Origin of the sequence: Pseudoroseomonas cervicalis ATCC 49957 (assembly GCF_000164635.1) — a bacterium.
Lineage (GTDB): Bacteria > Pseudomonadota > Alphaproteobacteria > Acetobacterales > Acetobacteraceae > Pseudoroseomonas > Pseudoroseomonas cervicalis.
Genome location: NZ_GG770778.1, coordinates 10361 through 13812, shown reverse-complemented (window position 1 = coordinate 13812; position 3452 = coordinate 10361). Strand labels below are relative to the sequence as shown.

At 73.8% G+C, this 3452-nt stretch carries 2 protein-coding genes; both read left to right on the top strand.

Features of this window, described 5'->3' with window-relative positions; translation table 11 throughout:
• Positions 1-578, top strand: a 578-nt coding sequence (locus tag HMPREF0731_RS07495) for a PD-(D/E)XK nuclease family protein (protein WP_007003463.1), incomplete at its 5' end; no start/stop codon positions are given.
• Between the two features lie 100 nt (positions 579-678).
• Positions 679-3452 (top strand): double-strand break repair helicase AddA (gene addA, locus HMPREF0731_RS07490; protein WP_051014734.1); only part of this gene is annotated, 2774 nt, incomplete at its 3' end.

The following is a 3452-nucleotide window of genomic DNA, read 5'->3' as shown; positions in this document are numbered from 1 at the left end:
CGGCGCGGCCCGGGCTGCTGGCCTTCTGGCGGCCGCGGCTGGCGCGCATCGGCGGCTTCGTGGTGGCGCAGGAGGAGGCGGCGCAGCAGGGACGGCGCATCCGCCGCCGCCATGCCGAGCTGCCGGGGCATCTGGACATTGCCGGCCGGCGGGTGAAGCTGAAGGTGCGGGCCGACCGGCTGGACGAGCTGGCGGACGGCACCATCGCGCTGATCGACTACAAGACCGGCACGCCGCCCACCGGCAAGGAGATGACCGATGGCCGCGCGCCGCAGATGCCGCTGGAGGCCGCCATCGCCGAGGCGGGCGGGTTCCAGGGCATCGCGCGCGCGCCGGTCTCGGGCCTCGCCCATTGGCGGCTGACGGGCGGCGGCACGCCGGGCGAGGTGAAGCCGGTGAAGGGCGACCCCGGCACGCTGGGCGCGGATGCGCTGGAGCAGACGACCGCGCTGGTGCAGGGATTTCTTCTCGGCCATCGCCGTTTCATCGCGCGGCCGCATCCGCGCCGCCGGCCGCAGCGCGGCGAGCACGATCATCTGGCGCGCATCGCCGAATGGGGCACCGCCGAGGATGCGTGAGTGGTGCTGCCGGCCGCCAGCGGCGGCCGGCCCTGACAGGAAAAAGATGGGGGGTCCGGGGGAATTCATTCCCCCGGATTCTTTCGAGTGGAGCAGCGCGATGAGCGAGACCCTCACCCCCCGCGCCGCGGCGCAGGCGGCGCAGCGCCGCGCTTCCGATCCGCGCGCCTCCGCCTGGGTCGGCGCGTCCGCTGGTTCGGGCAAGACGAAGGTGCTGACCGACCGCGTGTTGCGGCTGCTGCTGCGCCCCGGAGCGAAACCGGGCCGCATCCTGTGCCTGACCTTCACCAAGGCGGCGGCGGCGGAGATGGCCACGCGCCTGGCGAAGCGCCTGGGCGAATGGGCGGTGGCCGAGGATACGGCGCTGTCGGACAGCCTGCTGTCCCTGACAGGCGAGAAGCCGGATGCCGCGCTGCGCCGCCGCGCGCGCGGGCTGTTCGCCGAGGTGCTGGAGCAGCCCGGCGGCATGCGCATCTCCACCATCCATTCCTTCTGCCAGTCGCTGCTGCGCGGCTTCCCGCTGGAGGCGGGGCTGCCGCCGCAATTCGCGCTGATCGAGGAGGCGGATGCCGCCGAGATGCTGGCGGAATCGCGTGAGCTGGCGCTGGCCTCGGGCCAGCTGCCGCAGGCGGCGATCGAGGCGATGGCCGGGCTGGGCTCGCCGGAGGATTTCGCGCAGACGCTGCAGAGCCTAGTGAAGGAGCGCGAGCGGCTGGGCGCCGCCATCGCCCAGGCGGGTGGCATCAAGGGCTGCGACGCGGTGCTGCGCCGCCGCCTGGGCCTGCCGCGCGAGGGCGGCGAAAGCGAGGCGCTGCTGGCCATGGCGAGCGCCGTGGACAGCGAGATGGTGCGCGCCGCCGCGCTGCTGCGGCAGAGCGGCAACGCCAATGACCGCGACCGCGGCGCGGTGATGAAGGCGTGGATCGACCTCTCCCACGCCGCGCGCGCCGCGCGCTGGGAGGAATGGTGCAGCATCTTCCTGACCGCCGAGGGCAGCCCGCGCAAATCGCTCGGCACCAAGGGCGGGCTGAAGGAGCGGCATGAGGAGGTGCAGGCGCTGATGGCCGCCGAGGCCGAGCGCATCCACGCCTTCGAGGAGGAGCGCAAGGCCTGGCGGCTGCATGCCGCGTCGCTGGCGCTGCTGGCGCTGGCCCAGCCGGTGCTGGAGGCCTACACGGCGCGCAAGGCGCGGCAGGGCGCGGTCGATTTCGACGACCTGATCCAGGCGGCGCGCGGGCTGCTGCACGACCCGGGCAGCGCCTGGGTGCTGTACAAGCTGGATGGCGGGCTGGACCACCTGCTGCTCGACGAGGCGCAGGACAGCAACCCGCACCAATGGGAGATCGCGGCGCGGCTGGCGGAGGAGTTCTTCGCCGGGCTCGGCACGCGCGAGCCGGAGAGCATCCGCAGCATCTTCGCCGTGGGTGACGAGAAGCAATCGATCTACGGCTTCCAGGGTGCCGACGCCGCCGGCTTCGCGCGGTGGGAGCGGCATTTCGAGGGCGCGGTGACGGCGGCGGGGGCGGAGTTCGCCGCCGTGCCGCTCAATGTCTCCTTCCGCTCCACCGCGCCGGTGCTGGCGCTGGTCGATGCCGTCTTCGCCGATGGCCCCGCGCGGCGCGGCGTGGTGGCGGAGGGCAGCGTGCTGACCCACCGCGCCGACCGCGAGGGGCAGGCCGGCATGGTCGAGATCTGGCCGCTGCTGACCAGGCCCGACAGCGCCGCGCTGCAACCCTGGGAGGTGCCGGAAGAGCCGGTGGCCGAGGACGATGCCGAGGCGCTGATGGCCGAGAGCCTGGCCGCGCGCATCGCCCAGATGGTGCGGGAGGAGCGGCTGCCGGCGCGCGGCGACCGGCCGATCCGCCCCGGCGACATCCTGGTGCTGCTGCGCCGGCGCACCGGCTTCTCCAATCTGCTGGTGCGGGCGCTGAAGGCGCGCGGCGTGGCGGTGGGCGGCGTCGACCGCATGCAGCTGGTCGAGCAGATCGCGGTGCAGGACCTGCTCGCTTTGTGCGACGTGCTGCTGCTGCCGGAAGACGACCTGCAACTGGCCGCCGTGCTGAAGAGCCCGCTCTGCAATGTCTCGGAGACCGAGCTGTGCGAACTGGCGCGGGCGCGCACCCAGCCGCTGTGGTGGCGGCTGCTGGAGATGCGCGGCAGCGACAGCAATGCCGGCCGCGCCGCCGAATGGCTGGCGGGGCTGGCCGACCGCGCCGACCTCGCCACGCCGCACACCATCCTGGCCGAGGTGCTGGGCGAGCATGGCGGGCGGGCGCGCATCCTGGAACGCCTCGGACCCGACGCGGCCGACCCGCTGGACGAGATGCTGAACGCCGCGCTGACCTATGAGCAGCGCCACCCGCCCAGCCTGCAGGGCTTCGTGCAATGGCTGCGCCGTGGTGGCGCCGAGGTGCGGCGCGAGGCGGAATCCGGCGCCGATGCGGTGCGGCTGATGACGGCGCATGGCGCCAAGGGCTTGCAGGCGCCGGTCGTCATCATCCCCGATGTCGGCAGCGGGCGCGGCGAGAAGCCGCTGCGCTGGGAGGAATCGGCGCCGCCCCTGCCCTACTGGGCGCCGCGCAGCCGCAAGGATTTCTTCGCCCCCGCCTGGACCAAACTCATGGACGCCGAGACGGCCGCGCGCGAGGCGGAGGAGAACCGGCTGCTCTATGTCGCGCTGACGCGGGCGGAGGACCGGCTGCTGGTCTGCGCCTGGGGCGCGCCGAAGGAAGGCAGCTGGTACGACCTCGTCTCCCAGGGCATCGGCCGGCTGGAAGGGGCGGAGGACATTCCCTTCGAGCCGGCGGGCTTCGGCGCCCCGCCCTCGGCCAGCTTCGCCGGCCCGCTGCGCCGCTACGCCACCGCGCAGACCGC